We start from the raw sequence: 18,858 nt of genomic DNA, 5'->3' as shown, positions 1-18,858 counted from the left end.
TCCCATGCCGCTGTCACTGTCATCCGCCGCCCTGGTGCTGGAACCCGGCAGCATCCCGTACCGGCCGGATCCCGACTGCGCGATCTTCGAACGGGACCTGCTCGTCCGGTTCGGCATCCAGCGCGACGAGGAGCGGCTCCGGCAGGGCGCGAACATCGGGTTCACCGAACTGGCCGAGAGTGTTATCGGCCGGCTGCCGTTCCGGCTGACCAGCCCCGACCTGCTGGTCTTCGCGTTCGGGCTGCCGGACATGATCGCGCTGAAGCACGTCGCCCAGCGGGTCAACTATCTGCTGGGCGGCGGCAGCCACTGCTTCGCCGTCTCCGAGCAGGGACTCCGGGCGCCGTACACCGCCCTGCGGGTGGCCGACGCCTTCGCCGGCTCCGGTCGCTGCCGCACCCTCGCCCTGGTCGTCTGCGAGCAGAACACGTACGCCTACCCCGACCCGTTCGTCGAGGAGAACAAGGTGCCGAACTCGGCGGCGCTGCTCTACTTCGACGACACCGGCCGGTACGAGTTCCACGGCACCCGGATGGCGACCCGGGGCACGCCGCTGCGCGCCCTGCTCGGGTCGGTGACGACAGACCTGGAGCCGGACTCGACCCTGCTCGTCGCCGGTTCGTGGACGCACCCGGACGAGTTGGCCGAGATCGCCGTGCCGGTGCACCGCGCCGCGGCCGGCCCGTACTGCACCGGCGTCTGGCTCGAACTCGCGCGCCACCACGAGGAGTGGAGCGACGCGTACCGGTCGGTGGTGCTCTGCGACACCGACCCGCGTACCGGGCAGAGCCAGGCCGCCGTGCTGCGGCAACGGCCCGCCGCACCGACCCCCAGGAGATCGCCGTGACCATCACCCTGACCCAGCAGCTCGGCGTCAGCGAATACCCGCGCGCACTGGACGCCCTGCACCACAGCATCCGCCCCGACGGGCCGGTACCGGCGCCGACCGGGCACGTCGCCGCCTCGGTGGCGGCGCTGCCCTCGGCGGAGCCGACGCCGTTGCGGCGGTTCGGCCTCGCCGTGACACCACCGCCCGGCGGTGCTGACCGGCCGCCGGTGCCGGGCGACGTCGCCGAGCGGTTCGCCACCGGACTGCTCGACCTGCACCGGGCGGTGCTGCGCCGCGCGTTCGACCAGGCGCTGGAGCATCTCGGCGAACGCAGCTCGGAGGGGGCCTCGCTGCTGGCCCGGCAGCTCGTCCAGGCGCAGCTCGCCGACATCGCGATGGCGCTGCGCGAGGACGAGGCGATGCCGCCGGAGCGGCGTTGCGGTGACGGCGCCGCGCGGTGGCGTACGCACCAGCGGCTGGTCCGGATCGGTCGCACGATCCTGTACCTCTTCGGCGCCGCCGGGTTCCTGCTCGACGGCCCGGCCGGCGAGCTCTACCTCGCGGAGGTCACCGGCAATCTCTACCTGCATCCCGGAGCACCGCGGCCGGGCCGGTCGACGGAGGACCACCATGCCTGAGCTGCTCGACGACTCCCTCCGCGAGCTGGACGGATTCTGCGCTGAGGTCTCCGCGGACTTCCGCGAGCTGGGCCGGTTGCTCGACCACGATCCGGACGTCATCGCGGAACACCTGGACCGGCCCGGGGTGCGCCTCTCCCGGTTCTGCGCCATCCCACCCCGGTACTGGCCCGGCCCGGAGGCGCCGGCCAACCTGGTGGGCCTGCTCCGGACGGTACTGGGACAGAGCGTCGCCTGGGAACGGCTCGCCTACGGTGACCCGAACGTCTGGCTGGCCAGCCCCGGCCCGGCGCTCTCCGGCGGCGTCGTCGACGTGCTCGCCACCGCTGAACAGGCCGACCGGTACTACCACCGGCTCGTCGCGCAGCCGCAGCACACCTTCTTCGGGCTCACCGAGCCGGCCAAGGGCTCCGCCGCCACCGAGCTGACCACCACGCTCACCCCGGCGCCCGACGGCGACGGCTGGATCCTCGACGGCGAGAAGTGCTACATCGGCAACGGCGCCCGCGCCGAGTTCGGCGTGGTGTTCTGCCGGCGGGCACCCGGACCGCTCGGCATCGAGGCCGTACTGGTCGACACCGACACCCCCGGATTCAGCGGAGAGCTGCTCTCCACCGTCGGCCTGCGCGGCGCCCGGATCAGCCGGATCCGGTTCGACGGCGTCCGGGTGCCGGCGGAGAACCTGCTCGGGGCGCACCTGCGCCGGACCCGCCGTGGCCTGTACGGCGCGACCCAGGTGCTGTACCGGGCCCGGCCCACCATCGCGGCGATGGCGCTGGGCTGTGCCCAGGCCGTCTGCGACTACGTCCAGGCGCAGCGCCCCGCCCTCACCGGCTTCGACCGGCTGCACCTCGACGACGTACTGGACCGGATCGCCGCGGTGCGCCGGCTCATCCAGCAGGGTGCCGCCGACGTCGACCGTGGCGCGGTGAACAGTCACCGGCTGGGCGCGGCCAAGGCACAGGCCGCCCGGCTGGCCGAGGAGGCGACGCTGCTCGCCACCAGGCTGCTCGGGCCGGCGGCGTTGGTGGAACATCCCTGGCTGGAGAAGATCTACCGTGACGTCCGGGCCTTCGAGATCATGGAAGGGACCACGAACCTGCATCGGATGTCCGTCTTCCGGGGAGTGCTGAAGGGCAACTTCCTGGCCGCGACCGAGCCTGACGAGACCCCCCATGCGGCTCGGCATTGACCTGATGTCCGTGGACGAGCTGGACCGGCTGGCCGGGCGGGCCTGGTTCGTCCGGTACGCCTTCGCCGACGCCGAGCTGGCGCACGCCGACCGGCTGTCGGGGCAGCGACGGCGGGAGTTCCTGGCGGGTCGGTTCGCCGCCAAGGAGGCCGTGTTGAAGGTACTCGGCACGGGACTGTTCGAGGGGGTGGCACCGTGCGACGTCGCCGTACTCTCCCGGCCCGGCGGCGCACCGCAGGTCGATTTGCGCCGGGCGGCGACCGTCGCCGCCGAGCGGGTCGGGGTGGCCCAGGTGACGGTCTCCATCACCCACAAGCGCGGCCTCGTCGCCGCGGTCGCGATGGGCTGGTGAGGCGGGCGGGGTGACCGGTCCGGTCGGTCGCCGGTCGGCGGTCACCGCGCCCGAGGGCCGGTCACTCGCTCCGGCCGGCCGCGTGCAGCCGCCGGGCCAGTCCGACCCGGTTGCGGACGTCGAGCTTGGCGAAGACGTGCGTGAGGTGCATCTCGACCGTCTTCTCGGTGACGAAGAGCGCCGCCGCGATCTCGCGATTGGTGAGCCCGTCACCGGCCAGCTCGGCGACCTGCCGCTCCCGGTTGGTCAGCGCGGCCGACGCCGGCCGGCCGGTCCGCCGCCGGCCGCGCCATGGACGCGCGACCACGGGTGCGCCACCCCGCTCCGGCGCGGCCTCGTCGGCACCCGGTTCCGGCGCGACCTCGTCGGCACCCGGTTCCGGTGCGGTCTGGTCGGCCGGGTCGGCGAGGTCGTCGGGTCCGAGCGGCTCCGGCGGGTGTGCGGGCGGGACGTCGAGCACCACCACCAGGGGACCGCCGGCCGACAGGTACGGCTCCAGCAGGGCGTACACGGCGTCGATCCGCGCGTACGCCTGGAGCGGCCGGCCCGGCCGTGTGCGGCTGCCGCTCGGGCCGGCGCCCGGCGGGAGAAGCTCCCGCAGCACCGGCCGGTGCTCCGGCGGGACTCCGGGCGGCGGAGCGGGCCCGAGGTCGACGTCGCCGGTACGGCGGGTGGCGGCGTCGACGAAGGCGCCGAACGGGAAGAGCGCACCGTCCGGCGGTGCGGCACCGGAGAAGACGCGGATCTCCCGGGCCCCGGCCAGGCGGGCGATCTCGGCGAGCAGCCTGGACTTTCCGATGCCGGCCTCGGCGGTGACCTCGACGACGTGGGCGCCCGCGTCGAGGTCACCGAGGAGCTCTCCGATCCGCTGTGCCGCCGCGTCCGGGTGAGGCGCCGGTGCCGGGTCGAACCCGCCGCCACGACACGCTCCGGGGCGGCACCGGGCCGGTCCCGTGGAGGTGAAGGGGGTGTCGACCGGATCCGTGGTGGGTGCGCTGATTTCGGGCAATTTCGGCTCTCCGTCCATGCCGTCGACAATGGAAGAGCGTACGCAGTTCGGCTGGACCGCAAATGGACGCGCACTGGACGACGCTGAGTGACAGTCGTCAATGGATGGATCGCTGGCGGCCTCGACGATCCGGTCCGCACCCGCCGACGCCTCCGTCGCTATACGTATTCACATGAATACTTTGTGTAGTTTCCGCGTAACTTCTCGCGATTCCTGGTCGTTCAAGGAGGAAGGACAGGCCTGGGACGCTCCCGTCCGTCCACCTGAGGTCGGACGCACCGAGACGGAGAAGCCGTGAGAGCCATTCGGGAGAGCGGAGCGATACTGGCGGCGACGCTGGTCGCCGGTGCCGTCGTACTGGCCGTGCCGGCGCCGGCCGTGGCCCAACCGGGCAGCGCCGATGCCCGCGCCGTGGTGGTGGACCTCTCTGCGGAGGTCTCCGGCGATCCGGTAATCAGCGCGGACGCCACCATCCTCAGCGCGACAGCGCCGGCCGGCCGTGGTGCAGATCTCGCCCTCCGGACCGACATCTCGCTGCCCGGAGCCACAGGGGTGACCGCCCAGGGTACTGCCGGATCGCTCCTCGCCGTACGACAGGCAGGTTCCTCCAGCGCGGACGCCGACGTGCCCGTGCTGGCACTGGACGTACTGGGCAGCCGCACGCTCGACGCGGTCGATGTCGGCGTCCTGGCCAACTGTCCGTACGTCGGGGCGCAGACCGCCACCACCAGATTCCGGCAGATCCGACTGTTCGCGACGGTCGTCGACCCGGCCGTGAACGGCCCCAGCGTCGACGCCAGCGCGCCGGTCACCGTTCCGGGGCTGCTCGATGCCACCCTGCACGCCGCACTGAGCAGTACCGAGACGACCACCGGCGCCGGCGCGTCCGTCGCCATCCTGGCCACCTTCACACTGACCGGCACCGCCGCCGGTTCCCCGGTGACGATCCCGGTCGGAACCGTGATCGTGGCGCGGGCGAGCTGTGAACGTCCGGGCATGCCACCCGCACCGACCGTGACCGGACTAAGCCCGAGTTCCGGCCCACAGTCCGGCGGCCAGTACGTCACCGTCACCGGTAGCAACTTCATCTACCAGCAGACCAGCGTCACCGTCGACGGAGTACCCGTGGAAGCCGTCGATGTGGGTCCGGACGAGAGCTCTCTCACCTTCGTCACCCCCGCCCATCCGATCGGAACGGCCTCCGTCGTCGTCACCACCCCCGGCGGCTCGACGCCGCCGGTGACCTACAGCTACCTGCCGGACGGCAGCGACGCCACCGTAACCGGGCTCACCCCGGACACCGGCCCCAGTTTCGGTGGCACCACCGTCACCATCACCGGGACCAATCTGACCGACGCGGTCGGGGTGATATTCGACCAGGTACCCGGGACCAACTTCACCGTCGACCCGGCCGGTACGACGATCAGCATCGTGACTCCGCCCGGCGATGCCGGGCCGGCGAGCATATCGGTCGTCTTCCCCGCCGGCTATGCCTACGCCGGGAGCTTCAGCTACCTCGGGCCGACGATCACCTCGATCGTTCCGGCTGAGGGTCCGGCCGTCGGCGGCAGCACGGTGACGATCACCGGTACCGGGCTCGCCGGGGCGACCGGCGTCAACTTCGCCAGCAGAGCGGGGACCGACCTGGTCGTCAACCCGAGCGGCACCTCGCTGACCGTGGTCACACCGCCCGGATTCCCCGGGCCGACCGTCGTGAGGGTGCTACTTCCGGGAGCCGACGCCATCTCGGTCGACGGCTTCAGCTATCTGCGTGTGCCACCGACGGCCACGGCGATCACACCGGCCTCCGGTCGGCAGTTGGGCTACGAGGACTTCACCGTCACCGGTACCAACCTCGTTCCCGGCCTGACGACGGTCAGCTTCGACGGCGAACCTGCGATGAACGTCTGGGTGGCTCCCGACGGGCGGTCGCTGACCGGCTCGACCCCGACCCGGCCGATCGGGCCGGCCACCGTCCTGGTCCGCACCCCCAGCGGCACCACGGCACCATTGGAGTTCACGTACCTGGCCGACGGCAGCATGGTCCGCGACGCCCGACTGTCCCCCCGCTCCGGCCGTACCTCGGGCGGCACCACCGTGGTCGTCACCGGTACCGGCCTGACCGGCGCGACCGGAGTGACCTTCGACGGGATCCCCGGCACCGACGTCACGATCGATCCGGCCGGTACCGTGATCAGCGCGGTCGCCCCGCCCCACGCGCCTGGGCCGGCGCTGGTGGTGTTGACCTTCCCGGCCGGCCTCCGCGCCATCGGCCATTACGAGTACGTGGCGCCGACCATCGCGGCGGTCAGCCCGGCGCGCGGGCCGGGCACCGGCGGTACGCCGGTCACCATCACCGGAACCGGTTTCCACCGGGTGGCCGGGGTGACCTTCGACGGTGTCCCCGGCACCAACCTGACGGTCGACCCCGACGGCACCGCACTGACCGTGGTCACCCCGCCCGGCCCCGCCGGCCCGGTCGAGGTTCGGGTGCGAATGCCCGGAGCCGACGCGGTCACCTCCGAGGGCTTCACCTACCTGGTCGTCGCGCCCACCGTCGAGAGGGTCGACCCGGTCCGGGGCGACACCATGGGCGGCACGACGGTGACACTCCTCGGCCGCGGATTCCGACCCGGTAGGACCACGATCACGATCTGCGGCCGGACCATTCCGGCCGACCAGGTCACGGTGGCTCCCGACGGCACCTCGCTGACGTTCCGCACCCCGGCCTGCCGGGCCGGCCACACCACCATCATCGTCGACACCCCTGACGGCGTCTCGACCGGGATCCGGTTCCGGTACGTCGGAGACGACCCGCCGCCTCCTGGCCCGAACCTGCCGGTCACCGGCGACCCCGTCGGTGCGCTGGTCCGGTACAGCTCCGGTGCCGTGGCCGCTGGAGTCGTCCTGCTGCTCCTGGCCCGCCGCCGCGACGACCTGCTGCCCGGCTGAACGGGTCGGCCGGGCAGCACCTGTGGGCCGCCCCTCACTCCGAGGTGTAGCGCCGCGAGCCGCAGATGTGCTTGCCGTACCCGCGTACCACGTCGTGCCGTGGGACTTCCTCGCCACACCGTGCGGCGGTCCGAATGCCTGCGCCTTCGGTCCGACCGCCGATCCGGCCTGGCGTACCCGGTTCTTCAGCCACAGCTGACCGGAGGCGTCCGTGATCCTCGCCCCCTGACCCTCGCGGTGCTGCCGTTCTCGGCGCACTGCATCGGTTCCCGGTCGACGGGCGGCATTGACACACTCCGCTATCCATTCCATCGTCGATGGACCCACCTCTCCGTCGGAAGGTCCCAGGATGGTCGGCAACGAGCACAGGTACGTCATCGTCGGGGCGGGGCCCGCCGGACTTCAGCTGAGCTACTACCTTCAGCGGCACCGCGCCGACTACCTGACGCTCGAGAGTGGCGACGAACCGGGCGGGTTCTTCCGGCGGTTTCCCCGGCATCGCCGGCTGATCTCCCTGAACAAGGTGCACACCGACAGCAACGATCCCGAGATCCGGCTGCGCTGGGACTGGAATTCGCTGCTCAACGACTCACCGGACCTGCTGTTCCCGAAATTCAGCCAGGAGTACCTGCCGGCCGCCGACGACCTGGTGCGCTACCTCGCCGAGTTCCAACGGGTCCACCAGCTCAACGTCCGGTACGGCACGACGGTCGAGCGGGTCACCCGGACGGGCGACGGCTTCACGGTACGGACCGACCGGGGGGAGGTCCGCGCGCGCTGCCTCGTCGTCGCGACGGGCTGGGGCCAGCCGTTCGTACCGGCGATCAAGGGCATCGAGCATGCCGTCGGGTACGAGGACATGGTCATCGACCCCACCGCGTACGACGGGCAGCGGGTCCTGATCATCGGCAAGGGGAACTCCGCCTTCGAGACCGCGTCGTCGATCCTCGGCCGGGCGTCGATGGTGCACCTCGCCAGCCGGCAACCCCTGCGGCTCGCCTGGAACACCAAACATCCCGGGGACGTCCGTGGCCAGTACGGCGCGATCCTCGACAGCTACCAGTTCAAGACGTTGCACTCGGTGCTGGACTGCACCATCGACGAGATCCGGCCGGTCGACGGGCGGTACCAGGTGTCGATCACGTACACCCACGCCGACGGTGAGACCGCCGTCCTCGACTACCACACGGTGCTGCGCTGCACCGGCTTCCGGATGGACACCACGATGTTCGACGAGACGTCCCGTCCCGACATGGTGCGGGACGGCCGGATGCCCGGGTTGCGCCCCGACTGGCAGTCGAGCAACATCGACGACCTCTACTTCGCCGGCACCATCGCCCAGGCCCGGGACGTCAAGCACGCCTCGTCGCCCTTCATCGACGGCTTCCGCTACAACCTCCGCACGTTCACCCGGATCCTGCGGGAGCGGTACGAGGACGTCCCGTTGCCCCGCACGACCACGCCGGCCGACGCCGCGTCGCTGGCCAAACTGATGCTCGACCGGGTCAACTGGTCGTCGGCGCTCTGGACGCAGTTCGAGTACCTCTGCGACGTCTTCGTCCGCGACCAGGTCACCGGCGACTTCCAGCACTACGAGGACCTGCCGGAGGACTACGCCGTGCAGCGCTTCGCGGCCGCCACGCACTGGTACACGCTCGCGCTCCGGTGGGGGCGCGACGACTACGGCGACGTCTTCGCCATCGACCGGCACCCGACGCCGGACCGGGCCCGGGAGAGCGCCTTCATCCACCCGGTCATCCGACGGTACCGTGGCGCGGAGCTGCTCGCCGAGCAGCACCTGCTGGAGGATCTGCTGGCCGAGTGGCGGCGCCCGGACCGGCACGTCGAGCCACTCGTCGAGTTCCTGACCGGGGACCTCACCAGCGGACCATGACCTCGTCGAGGGTTTTGCGGGCCAGGTCGGGGACCTGGGCGTCCGGGGTGGGATATCCGACCGGCATCACCACGTGCGGGCGCTCCTCCGGGGGTCGCTCGCAGACCTGGTTGAGGAACCGCATCGGGCTGGGCGTGTGGGTCAGGGTGACCAGGCCGGCGTGGTGCAGCGCGGTGATCAGCAGGCCGACCGCGATGCCGACGGACTCCTTGACGTAGTACGGCTTCGGGCTGTGCGGCCCCTGGTGTATCTCGAAGACGACGATGACGGCCGGTGCGGTCTCCAGGAACGGCTTCCGCCAGTCGGTGCCGAACCCGGCGATCGCGTCCAGCCACTCCCGCGAGGCGCGGCGGTCGTAGAAGGCGCGTTCCTCGGCCTCCGCCGCCTCGCGTAGTCGACGCTTGCGGGCCGGGTCGGTCAGCACGACGAACCGCCACGGTTGCACGTTCGCCCCACTCGGCGCGGTCGAGGCGGCCCGGATCGCGGCCTCGATCACCGCGTCGGGGACGGGGTCGGGGGCGAAGTCGCGTACGGAGCGGCGCTGCGCCATCCGTTCCGCGAACGCCTCGGCCTCGCGCACCATCTCCGCCGGCGGCCTGCGGTGGTGCCGGACCGGGATCGTGGGTAGCAGGTCTGCCTCGGTCACCTGTGGCCTCCCCTGATCGGGTGTGCCGGTTGCCGGCGGGAGGGCTGCCTGCCGCCGCGTCCGGTTCCTCCAGCATTTCCGAGACCGGGGCGATTCGCGTTATGCCGGCGTGCTTTCTTCACCCGTCGGCACGTCACCCCACGGCGCACGTCACCGGCGGGACACGTCACCCACGGCGCACGTTACCGACGGGACACGTTACCGACGGGACACGTCGGGCGCGGACACGTCGGGCGCGGTCCGGTTGGCGATCTCGTCGACCACGTCGGTCAGGCGTCCGCGCAGCGCCGCCGCCGCCCGCTGGCGGGTCGCCCCGTCGCCGTCGGTGGCCAGCCGGGCCAGCCAGTCCTCGACCCGCTCGCGGTCACCCGCCTCGTCCAACGTTGGTCCGGCCAGCTCGACCAGGCGTGCGGCGAGCGTCGCCGCAGGCAGCAGCCGACCGGTGACGACGTCGACGCCGTGCCCGGCCATCCCGTCCCGGGCGGCCCGCCAGTACGCCAGCCGCATCAGCTCCGGCGCCAGCTCCGGTCCCTCGTCGCCCCGGTCGACCGCGTCACCGGCGACGACCGCCAGCGCCCGCACCAGGGCGGCCTGCGCCGCGGACTCGGCAGCGGTGACGGGTACGTCCGCGACCCGTACCTCCAGCGTGGGGTGCTTCGTCGACAGCCGGAGATCCCAGAAGATCGTGCCGTGGTCGACCAGTGCACCCGCCTCCAGCAACATCCGCACGTGCTCGTCGTACTGCCGTGCCGACCGCAGGAACGGCGGCGGGCCGGCCACCGGCCAGCGCCCCCACGTGACGCTGCGCCAACTCGCGTATCCGGTGTCGCGCTCGGCCCAGTAGGGCGAGTTCGCCGAGAGGGCGAGAAACACCGGCAGGTGTTGCCGCAGATGGTTGCCGATCAGCACGGCACGGTCCCGGTCGGGCTGCTCCACGTGGACGTGGACGGCGCAGATCGCGAGTTCGTCGTGCAGCCCACGGAAGGTGGCGGTGCCGCGATCCTGGCGTGGTCCCTCGGTGATCGGCGGCGGCACGGCACGGCCGAGCACCGGCGAGCCGCTCGCGATCACCCGCAGACCCGCCGACAGGGCGGCGGCCTGGACGACGGCGCGGGCCTCGACGAGCTGCCCGCTGAGCTCGGCCACGCTCCGGCACGGATCGGTACGGGTCTCGACCTGAAGCTTGGTGATCTCACCGCCCACCCGGGCACCGAGGGCCGGGCGCGCCCGGTCGACCACGGTGGCCGCCTCCGGTACGACCTCGCCCCGCTCGCCGTCGACGACGAGGAACTCCTCCTCCACGCCGAGCAGCGGAATCCGCGATCCCGGGAGTCGTCCGGTAGCCATGCCGACGCCGACCTCTCGCTGCCGGTCGTTCGCCGACGGTGAGCACGTTACGGGATTCCGTCGATGGATCGCGGCCCGAGACGCTCCACGGCGGACAGCGTGTCGACCAGCCCGGCCAGCAGTGCCGTCCGTTCCGGCATGCGGTCCAGGCAGACGTACTCGTCGGCGGAGTGCGCCCCGCCGCCGACCGCGCCCAGACCGTCCAGCGTCGGTACGCCCAGCGCGGCGGTGAAGTTGCCGTCGGACGCCCCGGCGGCGTGCGCCCCGGCGAGGTTCGGGATGCCGAGCTGCCCGGCGATCGACTGGGCCAGCTCCAGCAGCGGTCGCGCGAGCTCCGGTGACATCGGGTAGCGGTTGATCCCGCCCTGCACCGCCAACGTCGCCTCCGGCAGGTACGGCACCAGCCCCCGGATGGCGTGGTCGACGCGTTCGAGTTCGTCCGTGGTCCAGGCCCGGACGTCGACGGCGAGGCTGGCCCGCTCGGGCACCGTGTTCGTCGTGGTACCTGCGGAGAGCAGGGTCGGTGTGACCGAGGTGCCACCGCTGTCCGGGGCACCGAGGGCGCGCAACGTGAGGACCTGGTGCGCGACCTCGACCGTGGCGTTGACGCCGCGCTGCGGTTCGACGCCGGCGTGGGCGGCCCGCCCCGAGACGGTGAGCCGGTAGACCGATCCGCCCTTCCTGGCCACCTTCACCGCCCCGTCCGGGGTGGCCGCCTCGCAGACCAGGACCGCGCCGGAGCGCCGTGCCTCCCGCTCGATCAGCGGCCGCGAGGTGACCGACCCGCTCTCCTCGTCGCAGCTGAGCAGTACGCCGACCGCCGAGGTCTCCTCGATCAGCCGCAGGGCGGTGAACATCTGCACGATGCCGGCCTTCATGTCGCACACGCCGGGCCCCGTCGCGACGTCCCCGCGTACGGTGAAGGGCCTGGCGCGGATCGTGCCGACCGGGAAGACGGTGTCGAAGTGGCCGAGGAGCAGCACCCGCTGGTCGGCGGCCGGCCAGAGCAGGTGCGGCAGGCCGTCGACCACTACCCGCCGGGCGGGCCGGCCGAGCACCTCCTCCCCCCAGCGGGTGAGCAGGTCGGCACAGGACTCCAGGTGCGGCAGCGAGCCCGGTGCCGACTCGTACCCGACGAGCGTGCGCAGCCGGTCGACCATGTCCGCTCGGCACCGCTTCGCGGCGTCGAGCAGGCGGCGTGGGTGGTCCATCGATCCCTCCGACTCCCGGGTGACGGGCCTGGCAAGGCTTCTCCATCGACCATCGCAGCGGGATCGGGGCGTGGTCACCCTTGGCTGTGCTCAGGAGGGCGGCGGTTTTCCGCCGGCTACGCGTTCACCGCCGCTCCGTAGCCGACCTCGACGACCCGGCGCGCGGACTCGGCGTAGGCGTCCTGACCGACGGGCGCGAAGGTGCCGAGCCCGTCGACGTACCGGTTGAACATGCAGAACGCGGCGGCGATCAGGACGGTGTCGTGGATCTCCAGATCGGTGGCGCCGTTCGCGCGGGCGTCGGCGACCAGCTCGGTGGTGACGTTGCGGCCGCTGACCTGTACCGCCCCGGCGATGCGCAGCAGCGCCCGCAGCTTGGCCGAGATCGGCGCGGTGTCGAGGTCCGCGCGTACCTGTTCGACGAGGGTCATGCCGTCGTCGAGCTGCGCGGCGGCGAACGCCGAGTGCGACGCGCAGCAGAAGTTGCACTCGTTGCGCCCGGAGACGTACGCGGCGATGAGTTCCCGCTCACCGGCCGGGAGCGAGTGCGGGGCCCGCAGCAGTACCTCGGCCAGCTCGTTGAGCGGCTTCGCCGTTTCCGGCCGGTACCGCATCGGGCCGGTGATTCCGGGAAACTGCTTCTCGTCGACACCGAAATCGATGTGCGCCATGATCGTCCTGCCTCTCAGCCGTGCGCGGTGGCCCGGCCGGGCGACGCCGCTGTCGACGACGACTGCCCGGGTGGGGCGGCGCGACCGACGCCGCGCAGCCACGATCTCATCCCGGCCGCCGGTCGCCTTTCTTCGTTCGTGCTCCGTCCCGCCGGAGAGATCGGCGCGAGCCCGAGGCGGGCCTGTCAGCGCCGCTGGTCCCCGAATCGCGCACCGGTTTCTCGGTGGCGGCCATCGATAGGATGCCCCGATAGCGGGTGACGTCGGCCGTGGTTGGGGGGCTGCGATGCTGGAGGTTCGGCTTCTCGGGCCGCTGGAGATCATCGCCGACGACGTACCGCTGCCGCCCGGGCCGCCGAAGCAGCAGGTGGTGCTGAGCATGCTGGCGTCGCAGCCGGGACGGCGGGTCGGCATGCCGGAGATGGTCGACGAGCTGTGGCCCTCGGGTCCCCCGGCGTCGGCGGTGGCGAACCTGCGCGGGTACGCGGCGAACCTGCGTCGGCTGTTGGACGGGGTCGCCGCCGGCCGTGGTGTGCTCGTCCGGCGTGGCGACGGCTACGAACTCGGTCTGCGGCCGGAGGACGTCGACGTGTTCGGGTTCGTCGCGGAGCTTCGAGAGGCGTCCGTCGCGCTGGCCGCCGGGGACCTCGCCGCAGCGGAGCGGTCGCTCGGCCGCGCGGAGGGGCGGTGGCGGGGGCCGATGCTGGCCGGGCTGCCGCTGGGTCCGGCGCTCTCGGCCCGGGCCGAGGCGATGCGGGAGTTGCGGCTCGGGATGGTCGAGCAGTGGGCGGAGCTCTGCCTGGCGACCGGCCGGGCCGGAGCCGCGGTGATGATGCTGCGGGACCACCTGAGCGCCCATCCGCTGCGTGAGGGCGGGCACGGGTTGCTGATCCGGGCGCTGTACCAGGAGGGAGACGTGCCGGGGGCGCTGGCCGCGTTCGGCGTGGCGCGTTCGGCGCTGGTGGAGCAGTTGGGCATCGAACCGGGCGCGGAGTTACAGCGGTTGCACCAGGCGGTACTCAACCGGGATCCGGTGCTCGACGGAGCCGGTTCCGGGCCGCGTCCCCGGGACCGGTCGACGCCCCGGGACGACACGGAATCGCCGTCCCCGAAGTCGGCGGCGCCCGAGAGTGCCGGTGCGGTGCCGACGCGCTGGTTGCCCCGGGCACCGGCAGACTTCACCGGTCGGGACGAGCTGGTGGACCGGTTGTCGACGGCGATCCGGCGGGTGGACCCGGGTTCGTCGGCGGTGCTGGTCATCGACGGCATGGCCGGGATCGGCAAGACGGCGGTCGCGGTCCACCTGGCCGGGCGGTTCGCCAGGTCGTACCCGGACGGGCAGTTGTTCGTGGACCTGGGCGGACACGGCACCGACGGTCAGGTCAGCGCGGCGGCGGCGCTGATCACGCTGCTGCGCCAGTTGGGCGTCCCGGCGAGCCGGATTCCGGCGGAGTTCGACCATCGAGTCGCGCTGTGGCGCTCGGAACTGGCCTGCCGGCGTGTGGTGCTGGTGCTGGACAACGCGGGCAGCAGCGAGCAGGTGACCCCGTTGCTGCCGTCGGCGCCGGGTTCGCTGACGCTGGTGACCAGCCGGCGGCGGTTGGTGGTGAGTAGCAGCGTACCGCCGCTGACCCTGCCGCTGCTGGACCGCGCCGAGGCGGTCGACCTGCTGGCGAGGCTCGTCGGGCGGGAGCGGGTCGATGCCGAGCCGGAAGCCGTGGCGGCGGTGGTGGGCCGGTGCGGATATCTTCCGCTGGCGATCCGGCTGGCGGGCGCCCGGCTGGCACACCGACCGGAATGGCGGGTGGCGGATCTCGCGGAACGGTTGGCCGGCGCCCGCCCCGTGTTGGACGAACTCTCGGCCGAGGACAGCACCGTCGCCAACGCGTTCGGCCTGTCGTACGAGCCGTTGCCGGAGCCGGCACGCCGGATGTTCCGGCTGTTGGGGCTCTTCCCCGGTGAGCACTTCGGGGTGGGGGTGGCGGCGGCGCTGGCGGACGTGTCGCTGATGCGGGCGGAGACGTTGATGGCGGAACTCGTCGACCGCCACCTCGTCCAGGAGCCGGCCGCCGGCCGGTTCCGGCTGCACGACCTGGTCCGCGACTACGCGCGCGAGCTGACCGCGGGTCGGGACGAGCCGGCGGACCTCTCCGCGGCCTTCGCGCGGCTGTTCGACTACTACGTGCACGCCTGTCTGGCGGCGAGCCGGGCGATGGAGCCGGTCCCGATCCCGGCGAAGGTGAGCCCGGGCGGACCACTGCGGCCGGATCTGCTCTCGGCGCTACCGACAGACCTGGAGTGGTTGGAGGCGGAGCGGCAGAACCTGCGGGCGCTCGCCCGACTCGGGGCGGAGAGGTGCCCACAGTGGACCTGGCAGTTCGCCGCCTCGACGTGGCGGTTCTACATGATGCGGGGCTACTACGACGACATTCTCCACACCTACGAGTACGGGCTGTGGGCGGCGCGACAGTGCGGTGACGAGTCGGGTGTCGCCGCGATGTGCAACTACCGGGCGTACGCCTACATGCGCAGCGGCAACCTTCAGCTCGCGGTACGGGACCTGGAGACCGCGATCGAGGTACGGGAGAAGATCGGCGACAGGGCGGGCGCCAGCGGCAGCAGGGCCAATCTCGGGACGGTCTACTGGTATCTCGGCCGGATGGACGACCTCATCGACCTGCACCGCGATCTGCTGGCGGACCGTACGTCCTGGGGCGAGCACGTGCTGACCGTCCTGCCGAACATCGGCCTGGCCCTGATGTTCCTCGGTCGGTACCAGGAAGCCCTGGAGATCCACCGTCGGCACCTCCACCTGGCCCGGGTGGTCGGCAGCCCCTTCCACCTCGCCCGGGCCCTGACGGATCTCGGTGCGGTCAGATCGCGGCTCGGCCAGTTCGAGCTGGCCGTCCGCTTCCTCCGTACGTCGATGCGGCTACAGGACCGTACCGGCAACCGGTACGGCGAGGCGTTCGCCCTCAACGAGCTGGGTACCGCGCTGCGCGGGCTGCGCCGGTTCGACGAGGCCCGTGAATACCACCAACGCGCGCTCGCCTCGGCGGAGCAGATCGGTGAGCGGCAGGGTGAGGCGGCCGCGCTGAACGGGATCGGCCTTACCCTGGCCGCACAGGGACGCCACGACGAGGCCGTCGGCTTCCATCACCACGCGCTGCGGGTGGCCACCCGGATCAGCCACCCCTACGAGCAGGGGCGGGCCCTCGCCGGCATCGCCGGCCTTCTCGAACGAGACGACCGCGCCGAGGCGTGCCGGTACTGGAAGCGGGCCGTGGCCATCTTCGACCGTCTCAGGGCGCCCGAGCGGGTCGAGGCGGAACGCCGCCTCGCCGCCCTCACCAGCCACGCCGACCCGGACAGCCACCGTCGGGAGCGGGGGGTGTGCGTATCAGGGGCGGTCCCGGGCTGAGACCCGGCGGCGGGTCTCGGCGGGCCTGGCCGCGACGTCGACCAGTTCCGGGAAGCCGAGCAGGGTGGCCAGGGCCACCGCCTCGTCGCGGGTCAGGGTGAGGCCGACCATCCGGTCCGGGTCGTCCGGATCGTCGTGGACGACGTCCCGGCGGTCGCCGTCGTGGTACTCGACGATGCCGATCCGGTGGCCCTGTGCCGTGGTGAAGGTCTGTCGTACCCCGATGCCGGGCAGGGTCGTACGCTCGATTTCCATTGACGGGCGATCCAGGCGGGACGGCTGCCGACCGCCGGCCGGAGCGGCTCGGCGTCAGCGCAGCGCGGTGAACGGTCGGGCGGGGAGGGGCACGCCCGGCGGGGCCCGGTCGGCCGACCAGGCGGGCACGCAGCCCGGAACGGCGCGGGCCAGCCGGACCACGATGCACATGCCCAGCGCCTGACCGGTACGTACGGCCGCGACGACCACCGCCAGCACCACCAGGATCGAGAGGGCGAGTCGCCGCTCGACGCCGGTCGGGTGCTGTCGGTTCCGCATAGCGCCGACCATAGCGCCTGGCGAACGCCGACCCCAGCCCGCCCGGGACTATCGTCCTGCGCATGCGCGTTCCCGGTTGGCTCGACGACACCCGAACCTCCTACGACACCGTGGCGGTCAGCTACGCCGGGATGCTGCGCGACGCCCTGGCCGGCGAGCCGTTCCAGCGGGGCATCCTGGCGCTCTTCGCCGAGCTGGTGCGCGCCCGACCGGACGGGCCGGTGGCCGACGTCGGCTGCGGCCCCGGCCGGATAACTGCCCATCTGCGAGGTATCGGCCTGGACGCGTTCGGCGTCGACCTCTCACCCGGGATGATCGAAGTGGCCCGGCGGGACCATCCCGGGCTGCGGTTCGAGGTCGGCTCCATGACCGGTCTGGAACTGGCCGACGAATCCCTGGCCGGCCTGCTCGCCTGGTTCTCGCTGATCCACGTCCCCGACGACGAGGTACCGGTGGTGCTGGCCGAGTTCTTCCGGGTGCTGCGGCCGGGCGCGCCACTGCTGGTGGGATTCCATGCCGGCGACGGCAGCGAACTCAAGACGAAGGGGTACGGCGGCCACCCGATGCACGTCTACGTGCATCGCCGGTCGACGGCTCGGGTCACGGCCTGGTTGGAAGCGGCCGGCTTCAGGGTCGAGGCCGAGATGGTGCAGCGCCCGACCCCGGACCTGGTGGGTGGCTTCGTCTTCGCGCACCGCTGACGGGGTACGCGGCGGTCTGCGGTGATCCCGGTCGTCATGCCGTCGGCCCGGCCGCTGGAGTGGCAGCGGCACGGGCCGACGGCATGACAGCGAAATGCGGTGGTCGACCGGTCAGCCCGGGATGGTCACCTGGGTCGGGGTCGACCGCTGGGTGAGGGTGCCGTCGCCGAGCTGTCCCGCCGCGTTGTTGCCCCAGCACCAGAGACCGCCGTCGGTGCGGACCGCACAGTTGTGGTAGCTGCCGACGACCCCGCTGGCCCAGGTGGTGGCGGTGCCGACCCGGGTGGGGGCGTACCGGTGGGTGGTGCTGCCGTCGCCGAGCTGTCCCATCGAGTTGTTGCCCCAGCACCACAGGCTGCCGTCGGTGCGGACCGCGCAGGCCGTGTCGTTGCCGCCGAGCACCGACCTCCAGGTGGTGGCGCTGCCGACCTGGACCGGCGAGGTCCGGTGGGGGCCGGTGACGCCGAGCTGGCCGTAGCCGTTCTCGCCCCAGCACCACAGCGTCCCGTCGGCACGGACCGCGCAGGTGAAGGTGTAGCCGGTCACCACGCCGGTCCAGGTGGTCCCGGTGCCGACCTGGGTCGGAGTCGTCCGGTAGCTCAGGACGCCGATACCGAGCTGTCCGTTCGAGCTGTCCCCCCAGCACCATAGGGTGCCGTCGGTGCGGCGGGCACAGGTGTGTGCGTAGCCGGCCGCGACGCTCGCCCAGGTGGTCGCGGTGTCGACCCGTACCGGGGTGGTCGCGTCGGCCAGGGCGGCACCGGTACCGAGCTGGCCGTTGCGGTTGCGGCCCCAACACCACAGGCTGCCGTCGGTCCGGGTGGCACAGGTGTGCCCGTCACCGGCGCTGACACTGGCCCAGTTGGTGGCGGTGCCGACCTGCACCGGGCTGGTCCGGTTCGTGCTGGTGCCGTCACCGAGCTGGTTGCTGCTGTTGCGGCCCCAGCACCACAGCGTGCCGTCGGTCCGGACCGCACAGGCGTAACTGGTGCCGGCGTCGATGCTCGCCCAGGTGTTGGCGCTGCCGACCCGCACCGGAGTGCTCCGGTTGGTGGTGGTGCCGTCACCGAGCTGACCGCTGCTGTTGCCGCCCCAGCACCAGAGTCCGCCGTCGGTGCTGATCGCACAGGTGTGCGCGTAACCCGCGGCGACGCTGGAAACCGTCGGGGCGGCCAGCGCGGCGTTCAGCGAGCCGCGCTCGGCGGGATCGACGCCCGCGGCAGCGGTGCCGGCGGTGACTCCGATGGCGAGCACCACGACTCCGGCGGATGCCACCGCCGTGGCGACAGCTCTCGCCCAACGCCGCCACACAGACCGCAACCAACCATCCTGATCTTTGCTCATGTACTGTTCTCTCCCCAAAACGACGTCGATGCCTAGACGGTGGAGGCGGCATTGCCCTGGTAGGTCGCCAGCGACCCACCAATTCATAGCATCGCCCTACGGCATTGACTAGGGGCA

The 18,858-nt window shown here is 72.2% G+C and carries 17 protein-coding genes; 9 read left to right on the top strand and 8 right to left on the bottom strand.

Annotated elements, in window-relative coordinates:
* Window positions 1-4: 4 nt before the first annotated feature.
* Genes C6361_RS01445 through acpS form a run of 4 tightly spaced genes read left to right on the top strand, consistent with a single transcriptional unit; the run spans window position 5 to window position 3,011 of the window.
* Window positions 5-847 (top strand): hypothetical protein, encoded by an 843-nt coding sequence (locus C6361_RS01445; RefSeq protein WP_107266494.1) that lies wholly within the window; start codon window positions 5-7, stop codon window positions 845-847.
* Window positions 844-1,467: an acyl-CoA dehydrogenase family protein gene (locus tag C6361_RS01440; RefSeq protein WP_159079118.1), complete on the top strand. Its 624-nt coding sequence runs from the start codon at window positions 844-846 to the stop codon at window positions 1,465-1,467. The genes C6361_RS01445 and C6361_RS01440 overlap by 4 nt, the downstream gene beginning before the upstream one ends.
* Window positions 1,460-2,659 carry an acyl-CoA dehydrogenase family protein gene (locus tag C6361_RS01435; protein ID WP_107266493.1) on the top strand — a complete coding sequence of 400 codons (1,200 nt, stop codon included), beginning with the start codon at window positions 1,460-1,462 and terminating at the stop codon, window positions 2,657-2,659. Before C6361_RS01440 ends, C6361_RS01435 begins: the two co-directional genes overlap by 8 nt.
* The gene (gene acpS / locus C6361_RS01430; protein ID WP_107259565.1) at window positions 2,643-3,011 is read left to right on the top strand and encodes a holo-ACP synthase; all 369 of its coding nucleotides are present in this window, start codon (window positions 2,643-2,645) and stop codon (window positions 3,009-3,011) included. Before C6361_RS01435 ends, acpS begins: the two co-directional genes overlap by 17 nt.
* A 61-nt stretch (window positions 3,012-3,072) precedes the next feature.
* Here the strand turns inward: acpS and C6361_RS37465 are convergent, their stop codons facing one another.
* Window positions 3,073-4,020: a LuxR family transcriptional regulator gene (locus tag C6361_RS37465; RefSeq protein ID WP_234359256.1), complete on the bottom strand. Its 948-nt coding sequence runs from the start codon at window positions 4,018-4,020 to the stop codon at window positions 3,073-3,075.
* A 294-nt stretch (window positions 4,021-4,314) separates the two neighbouring features.
* Here C6361_RS37465 and C6361_RS01420 point away from each other — a divergent pair, with 294 nt between their 5' ends.
* The 3 genes from C6361_RS01420 (at window position 4,315) to C6361_RS01415 (ending at window position 8,866) form a co-directional block, all read left to right on the top strand.
* Complete coding sequence (locus C6361_RS01420; protein WP_107266492.1) at window positions 4,315-6,972, top strand: IPT/TIG domain-containing protein; 2,658 nt, start codon at window positions 4,315-4,317, stop codon at window positions 6,970-6,972.
* 67 nt (window positions 6,973-7,039) lie between these two features.
* Window positions 7,040-7,171: a hypothetical protein gene (locus C6361_RS38795; RefSeq protein WP_255416198.1), complete on the top strand. Its 132-nt coding sequence runs from the start codon at window positions 7,040-7,042 to the stop codon at window positions 7,169-7,171.
* Window positions 7,172-7,321: 150 nt separating this feature from the next.
* The gene (locus tag C6361_RS01415) at window positions 7,322-8,866 is read left to right on the top strand and encodes an NAD(P)-binding domain-containing protein (protein ID WP_107266491.1); all 1,545 of its coding nucleotides are present in this window, start codon (window positions 7,322-7,324) and stop codon (window positions 8,864-8,866) included.
* Here the strand turns inward: C6361_RS01415 and C6361_RS01410 are convergent.
* The 4 genes from C6361_RS01410 to C6361_RS01395 all read right to left on the bottom strand — a co-directional run bounded on the left by C6361_RS01410 (window position 8,850) and on the right by C6361_RS01395 (window position 12,741).
* A complete protein-coding gene (locus C6361_RS01410; RefSeq protein WP_199853402.1) occupies window positions 8,850-9,449 on the bottom strand; it encodes a nitroreductase family protein in 600 nt (199 codons plus the stop codon). The two genes, C6361_RS01415 and C6361_RS01410, sit on opposite strands and share 17 nt — an antisense overlap.
* Window positions 9,450-9,710: 261 nt before the next feature.
* Window positions 9,711-10,859, bottom strand: a complete 1,149-nt coding sequence (locus C6361_RS01405) for a glutamate--cysteine ligase (protein WP_107266489.1) — start codon at window positions 10,857-10,859, stop codon at window positions 9,711-9,713.
* 47 nt (window positions 10,860-10,906) lie between these two features.
* Window positions 10,907-12,070: a M20 family metallopeptidase gene (locus C6361_RS01400; protein WP_107266488.1), complete on the bottom strand. Its 1,164-nt coding sequence runs from the start codon at window positions 12,068-12,070 to the stop codon at window positions 10,907-10,909.
* Window positions 12,071-12,186: 116 nt separating this feature from the next.
* The gene (locus C6361_RS01395; RefSeq protein WP_107266487.1) at window positions 12,187-12,741 is read right to left on the bottom strand and encodes a carboxymuconolactone decarboxylase family protein; all 555 of its coding nucleotides are present in this window, start codon (window positions 12,739-12,741) and stop codon (window positions 12,187-12,189) included.
* A gap of 286 nt (window positions 12,742-13,027) precedes the next feature.
* Here C6361_RS01395 and C6361_RS01390 point away from each other — a divergent pair, with 286 nt between their 5' ends.
* Entirely contained in the window at window positions 13,028-16,162 is a 3,135-nt protein-coding gene (locus C6361_RS01390) for a BTAD domain-containing putative transcriptional regulator (RefSeq protein WP_107266486.1), read from the top strand.
* Here C6361_RS01390 and C6361_RS01385 read toward each other — a convergent pair.
* Window positions 16,142-16,417, bottom strand: a complete 276-nt coding sequence (locus C6361_RS01385; RefSeq protein WP_107266485.1) for a potassium transporter TrkA — start codon at window positions 16,415-16,417, stop codon at window positions 16,142-16,144. The genes C6361_RS01390 and C6361_RS01385 overlap by 21 nt on opposite strands.
* Before the next feature lie 54 nt (window positions 16,418-16,471).
* Window positions 16,472-16,696 (bottom strand): hypothetical protein, encoded by a 225-nt coding sequence (locus C6361_RS01380; protein WP_107259585.1) that lies wholly within the window; start codon window positions 16,694-16,696, stop codon window positions 16,472-16,474.
* A 62-nt stretch (window positions 16,697-16,758) separates the two neighbouring features.
* Between C6361_RS01380 and C6361_RS01375 the strand changes: the two genes are divergently transcribed.
* Window positions 16,759-17,397 (top strand): class I SAM-dependent methyltransferase, encoded by a 639-nt coding sequence (locus C6361_RS01375; protein WP_107266484.1) that lies wholly within the window; start codon window positions 16,759-16,761, stop codon window positions 17,395-17,397.
* Between the two features lie 111 nt (window positions 17,398-17,508).
* Here the strand turns inward: C6361_RS01375 and C6361_RS01370 are convergent, their stop codons facing one another.
* Window positions 17,509-18,741, bottom strand: a complete 1,233-nt coding sequence (locus tag C6361_RS01370; protein ID WP_107266483.1) for an RCC1 domain-containing protein — start codon at window positions 18,739-18,741, stop codon at window positions 17,509-17,511.
* Window positions 18,742-18,858: the final 117 nt, after the last annotated feature.

Origin of the sequence: Plantactinospora sp. BC1 (genome assembly GCF_003030345.1) — a bacterium.
Taxonomy (GTDB): domain Bacteria; phylum Actinomycetota; class Actinomycetes; order Mycobacteriales; family Micromonosporaceae; genus Plantactinospora.
The sequence above is the reverse complement of the archived record's forward strand: the minus strand, read 5'-3'. Positions and strand labels throughout refer to the sequence as shown.

Coding starts and splice junctions, on each gene's coding strand:
- C6361_RS01415 (WP_107266491.1), top strand. CDS start 7,322: ATGGTCGGCAACGAGCACAGGTACGTCATCGTCGGGGCGGGGCCCGCC.
- C6361_RS01390 (WP_107266486.1), top strand. CDS start 13,028: ATGCTGGAGGTTCGGCTTCTCGGGCCGCTGGAGATCATCGCCGACGAC.
- C6361_RS01400 (WP_107266488.1), bottom strand. CDS start 12,070: ATGGACCACCCACGCCGCCTGCTCGACGCCGCGAAGCGGTGCCGAGCG.
- C6361_RS01405 (WP_107266489.1), bottom strand. CDS start 10,859: ATGGCTACCGGACGACTCCCGGGATCGCGGATTCCGCTGCTCGGCGTG.
- C6361_RS01380 (WP_107259585.1), bottom strand. CDS start 16,696: ATGCGGAACCGACAGCACCCGACCGGCGTCGAGCGGCGACTCGCCCTC.
- C6361_RS01395 (WP_107266487.1), bottom strand. CDS start 12,741: ATGGCGCACATCGATTTCGGTGTCGACGAGAAGCAGTTTCCCGGAATC.
- C6361_RS01410 (WP_199853402.1), bottom strand. CDS start 9,449: ATGGTGCGCGAGGCCGAGGCGTTCGCGGAACGGATGGCGCAGCGCCGC.
- acpS (WP_107259565.1), top strand. CDS start 2,643: ATGCGGCTCGGCATTGACCTGATGTCCGTGGACGAGCTGGACCGGCTG.
- C6361_RS01435 (WP_107266493.1), top strand. CDS start 1,460: ATGCCTGAGCTGCTCGACGACTCCCTCCGCGAGCTGGACGGATTCTGC.
- C6361_RS01375 (WP_107266484.1), top strand. CDS start 16,759: ATGCGCGTTCCCGGTTGGCTCGACGACACCCGAACCTCCTACGACACC.
- C6361_RS01445 (WP_107266494.1), top strand. CDS start 5: ATGCCGCTGTCACTGTCATCCGCCGCCCTGGTGCTGGAACCCGGCAGC.
- C6361_RS01370 (WP_107266483.1), bottom strand. CDS start 18,741: ATGAGCAAAGATCAGGATGGTTGGTTGCGGTCTGTGTGGCGGCGTTGG.
- C6361_RS01385 (WP_107266485.1), bottom strand. CDS start 16,417: ATGGAAATCGAGCGTACGACCCTGCCCGGCATCGGGGTACGACAGACC.